Genomic DNA, 3,914 nt, shown 5'->3' with positions numbered 1-3,914 from the left:
GATCGTGATCGGCGACAAGCCGGACGGACCACCAAGCCACTTCTGCAGGCCGGCGGTCGCGACGTCGATCCCCCACGCGTCGGTCTCGAACGGGTTGCCGCCGAGGGAGGCGGTGGCGTCGCAGTACAGCAGCACGTCGTGCCGTCGGCAGATCTCGCCGAGGTCGGCCAGGGGCTGGCACATGGTCGTGGAGGTGTCGCCCTGCACGACCGCGAGCACCTTCGGCCGGACCTCGACGATCGCCGCCTCGACCTGCTCGGGCGCGAACACGGTGCCCCAGTCGGTCTCGATCGTGTGCACCTCGGCCCCGCACCGCTCGCCGATCTCGGCGAGCAGGTGGCCGAACCGTCCGAAGACCGGCACGAGCACCCGGTCGCCGGGCTCCAGGAGCGAGACGAGGGCCGCCTCGATGCCGGCGCGCGACGTGCCGTCGACGAGGAAGGTCTGCTCGTTCGCCGTCGCGAACACCTCGCGGTACAGACCCATGACCTCCACCATGTAGCCGGTCATGGCCGGGTCGTACTGGCCGACGAGCTGGGCCGACATCGCGCGCAGCACGCGCGGGTCGGCGTTGATCGGACCGGGTCCCATCAGCAGGCGGGGCGGGGGGTTCACGGGAGCGGTGTCCATGGGTCCTTCCATCGGTGGTGCAACAAGGTGCGGGGTCACGACGACGGCCTGTCCAGCTGCCGGCCGTGGCGGTGGTCGACGTGGTCGACGTCGACCAGCTCACCTCGCACGACGGTGCTGACCACGCGGCCTGCGAGGCGCAGCCCGTCGTAGGCGGAGATCGGGTTCCTGTGGGCCAGCCGTGCCGCCTCGACGTGCAGCTCGACGGCGGGGTCGTACACCGCGAGGTCGGCGTCGGCGCCGACGGCGATGCGTCCCTTGTGCGACAGTCCGACGAGGTCGGCGGTGCTCGTCGACATCCAGCGGCTCAGTCGCTCGAGCGGGATGCCGCGCAGCCGCGCCTCGTGCGCCAGGACGGCGAACCCGACCTGCAGGCCCGACACGCCGCCCCACGCCTGCTGTAGGTCGCCGTCGCCCTTCAGCTTCTCCTCGACGGTCGACGGCGAGTGGTCGCTGACGATGCAGTCGACCAGCCCCTCCTGGAGGGCCTGCCAGAGCGCCTCGCGGTTGCCGGCGTCGCGGATCGGGGGGCAGCACTTGAACTCCGGCGCCGCGTCGGGGATCGTCTCGGCGCTGAAGGTGAGGTAGTGCGGGCAGGTCTCGACGGTCAGCGGGAGACCCTCGGCCCGCGCGTCGGCGATCAGGTCGATCGCCCGCGCGCTGCTCAGGTGCAGCACGTGCACCCGCGCCCCGGTCTCCCGGGCGCCGTCGACGACCTGGCGGATGGCCGACACCTCCGACGCGTCGGGCCGCGAGAGCACGAAGTCGCGGTACGCGCGGCTGCCGGGCGCCGGCGTGCTGTCGAGGATCGCGGCGTCCTCGGCGTGCACGATCATGAGCGCGTCGAGCCGGGCGACCTCCGCGAGCGCGGCGTCGAACTCGGCGCGGTCCAGCGGCGGGAACTCCTCGACGCCCGACGGGCTGAGGAAGCACTTGAAGCCGAACACGCCGGCGTCCCACAGCGGTTCGAGGTCGGCGACGTTGCCCGGCACCGCGCCGCCCCAGAAGCCGACGTCGACCGCGAGCTGGCCCTGGGCCGCCGCGCGCTTGGCGGCCAGGCCCTCGAGCGTCGTGGTCGGGGGCACGGAGTTGAGCGGCATGTCGACGAGCGTGGTCACGCCACCAAGGACGGCGGCCCGGGTGGCCGAGCTGAAGCCCTCCCACTCCGTGCGGCCCGGCTCGTTGACGTGCACGTGCGTGTCGACGACGCCAGGCACCACGTAGGCGGTGTCGGGGACGCGGTGGACCTCGCCGGCCGGGACGTCGTCGAGGGGTCCGACGGCCGTGACCCGTCCGTCGTCGAGCGTCAGGGTCGCGGGACGGAACTGCCCGTCGACGAGCACCTGCTGGGCCTGGATCGCGTCGAGTCGCATCGGCGTGGTCAGCCCCTCGCCGCGGTCGCTCGTGCGGTCATCGTCGTGCTCGCTCTCGTGTGTCGGTGCGCTCAGCAGAAGCCAGGCACGGTGGCCCACGCCTGCGGAGCCTGCTGTGCGCCCTCGCGCTGGACGGTGGCCTGGATCAGCCCGTAGGGGCGGTCGGCGGCGAAGAAGACCTCGTTCGGGTTGTCGAGCCCGAACGGCTCGAGGTCGACGAGGAAGTGGTGCTTGTTGGGGCACGACAGCCTGATCTCGGCGACGTCGTCGAACTGCTCGAGGACGGCGCGGCCCATCGCGAAGATCGTCTGCTGCAGGGCGAGGGAGTGCACGCTCGCGAACGTCTCGAGCAGCACGGCCTTGATCGCCTCGTAGCGCGCGTTCCAGTCGACGTCGGTGCTCGTGTAGCGCCACCACGCGGTGACCGACGTGGCGAGGATGCGGTCGGTGGTCTCGCGCAGCGTCGTGTACCGGTCGCGGGGGAACCCGTGGAACTCCGAGCCGGTCGACTTGAGCACCGTCGCGTCCTTGAACCCGGCCAGCACCCACGTCTGGGCGCCGTCCTTCTGCACGACGGTGGTGCGGACCTCCCGGCCGGTGCGGACGAAGGAGTGGTCGTGCAGCCGGCCGTCGACCGCGATTCGCTCCCACGCGTAGAGCTCGGCCTCCCAGCGTCCGCCGCAGACCCAGTCGAAGCTGGTGACGAAGTGCTCGCCGAGGGTGAGCAGGAACTGCTCGGGCGAGCCGATGCCGTGCTGCTGCGCGAACGCGTAGACCGTGTTCTTCTGCGTGTCGGTGGCCACGACCTGGCTGTTGTCGCCCTCGACGTGGCACGCCACGAAGTCGCCGCGCAGCTGCGAGGTGACGTTGAGGTCCTCGATCTCGTGCCGATCGGTGTCGCGGGTGATCCGCACCAGCCGGTTCTCGGCCTTCCCGTACTGGTTCGGTCCCAGCACGATGTCGCCCGTCGCCATGGTCAGCTCCCTCGATAGGTGGTGTAGGCGAACGGGCTCAGCAGCAGCGCCACGTGGTGGTGCTCCTGGCCCGTCCCGGCCTCGAACGCGACGCGCACGACGGGGTAGAAGGTGCTGCGGTCCTGGTCGGCGAACCAGGGGCCGGTCGCGAAGACGAGCTCGTGGACCCCGAGGTCGACGGGGTCGTCGAACCGGATCCGGCCGTCGGCGTCGGTGGTCGCGGTGACCGAGTCGTCGAGCGAGACGACCAGGCCGGCCGCCGGACGACCGAGCGCGGCGTCGAGCACGTGGGTGGAGAGGGTGGTCATGCGAACGTGTCCTCCAGCCGCAGCAGGGCGATCTCGCGGAGCTGGCCTGCGGTGACCGCCAGCTCCGTCTCGGGGTCGTGCGTGAGCCGCTGCTCGAGCAGGGCGAGGATCTCCTCGGCGCTGCGACCGGCCGCGCGCACGAGGAAGATCCGGTCGAACCGCTCCTCGTAGGCCGCGTTGCCCGCCGCGAGCCGTGCCCCGGTGTCGACGCTGGCGTCGACGCCGGACTGCTCGCGGCCGGAGAGCTCGGCGCTGCGACCCGTACCGACGTGCCGCTCCCCGATGCGCGGGTGGTCGGCGAGCGCGGCCTCGACCTGCGCACCCGTCCAGCCCGCGGCCAGCGCGTCGGCCCGTGCCACGAGCGCCTCGACGCTCCCGTAGGGGCGACCCGCGACGAGGGCGTCGACCCACGCGTCGACGTTGGCGCACACGCGCAGCACGGCAGCGGCCTTCTCGGCGTCGGCCGTGTCGAACGTCGTGATGTCCACGTGGTCCCTCCCTCGTCCCGAGGAACGCTAGGACCATCGTGTTACGGCGCGTGCAACCCGCGTTTCATCCGGGTAACGGCCCCGCGGACTCGCCGTCAGGCGTGGAGCGGACCCGTCACGAGGTCGAGCAGGTCGAGGTCG

General features: G+C 71.9%; 5 protein-coding genes. All 5 read right to left on the bottom strand.

From position 1 onward, the window contains the following. A partial coding sequence (locus tag A6Q79_RS16515) for an aminotransferase class V-fold PLP-dependent enzyme (RefSeq protein ID WP_317698801.1) occupies positions 1-615 on the bottom strand: 615 nt, incomplete at its 3' end. Between the two features lie 50 nt (positions 616-665). After that, entirely contained in the window at positions 666-2,102 is a 1,437-nt protein-coding gene (gene allB / locus A6Q79_RS16510) for an allantoinase AllB (protein ID WP_317698800.1), read from the bottom strand. After that, positions 2,075-2,977 (bottom strand): factor-independent urate hydroxylase, encoded by a 903-nt coding sequence (pucL, locus tag A6Q79_RS16505; protein WP_317698799.1) that lies wholly within the window; start codon positions 2,975-2,977, stop codon positions 2,075-2,077. The genes allB and pucL overlap by 28 nt, the downstream gene beginning before the upstream one ends. A gap of 2 nt (positions 2,978-2,979) precedes the next feature. Then, on the bottom strand, positions 2,980-3,285 hold the full coding sequence (gene uraH / locus A6Q79_RS16500; protein ID WP_067853213.1) for a hydroxyisourate hydrolase: 306 nt from the start codon (positions 3,283-3,285) through the stop codon (positions 2,980-2,982). Then, complete coding sequence (gene uraD / locus A6Q79_RS16495) at positions 3,282-3,773, bottom strand: 2-oxo-4-hydroxy-4-carboxy-5-ureidoimidazoline decarboxylase (RefSeq protein ID WP_317698798.1); 492 nt, start codon at positions 3,771-3,773, stop codon at positions 3,282-3,284. The genes uraH and uraD overlap by 4 nt, the downstream gene beginning before the upstream one ends. Positions 3,774-3,914 lie beyond the last annotated feature (141 nt).

Origin of the sequence: Aeromicrobium sp. REDSEA-S32_B7 (assembly GCF_001626145.1) — a bacterium.
Classification (GTDB): domain Bacteria; phylum Actinomycetota; class Actinomycetes; order Propionibacteriales; family Nocardioidaceae; genus Aeromicrobium; species Aeromicrobium erythreum.
Note: the sequence above shows the minus strand (reverse complement) of the source record. Positions and strands in the feature narration are given on the sequence as shown.

What these genes read in the sequence shown, in the direction of transcription:
- pucL (WP_317698799.1), bottom strand. Translation starts at nt 2,977, where the DNA reads ATGGCGACGGGCGACATCGTGCTGGGACCGAACCAGTACGGGAAGGCC.
- uraH (WP_067853213.1), bottom strand. Translation starts at nt 3,285, where the DNA reads ATGACCACCCTCTCCACCCACGTGCTCGACGCCGCGCTCGGTCGTCCG.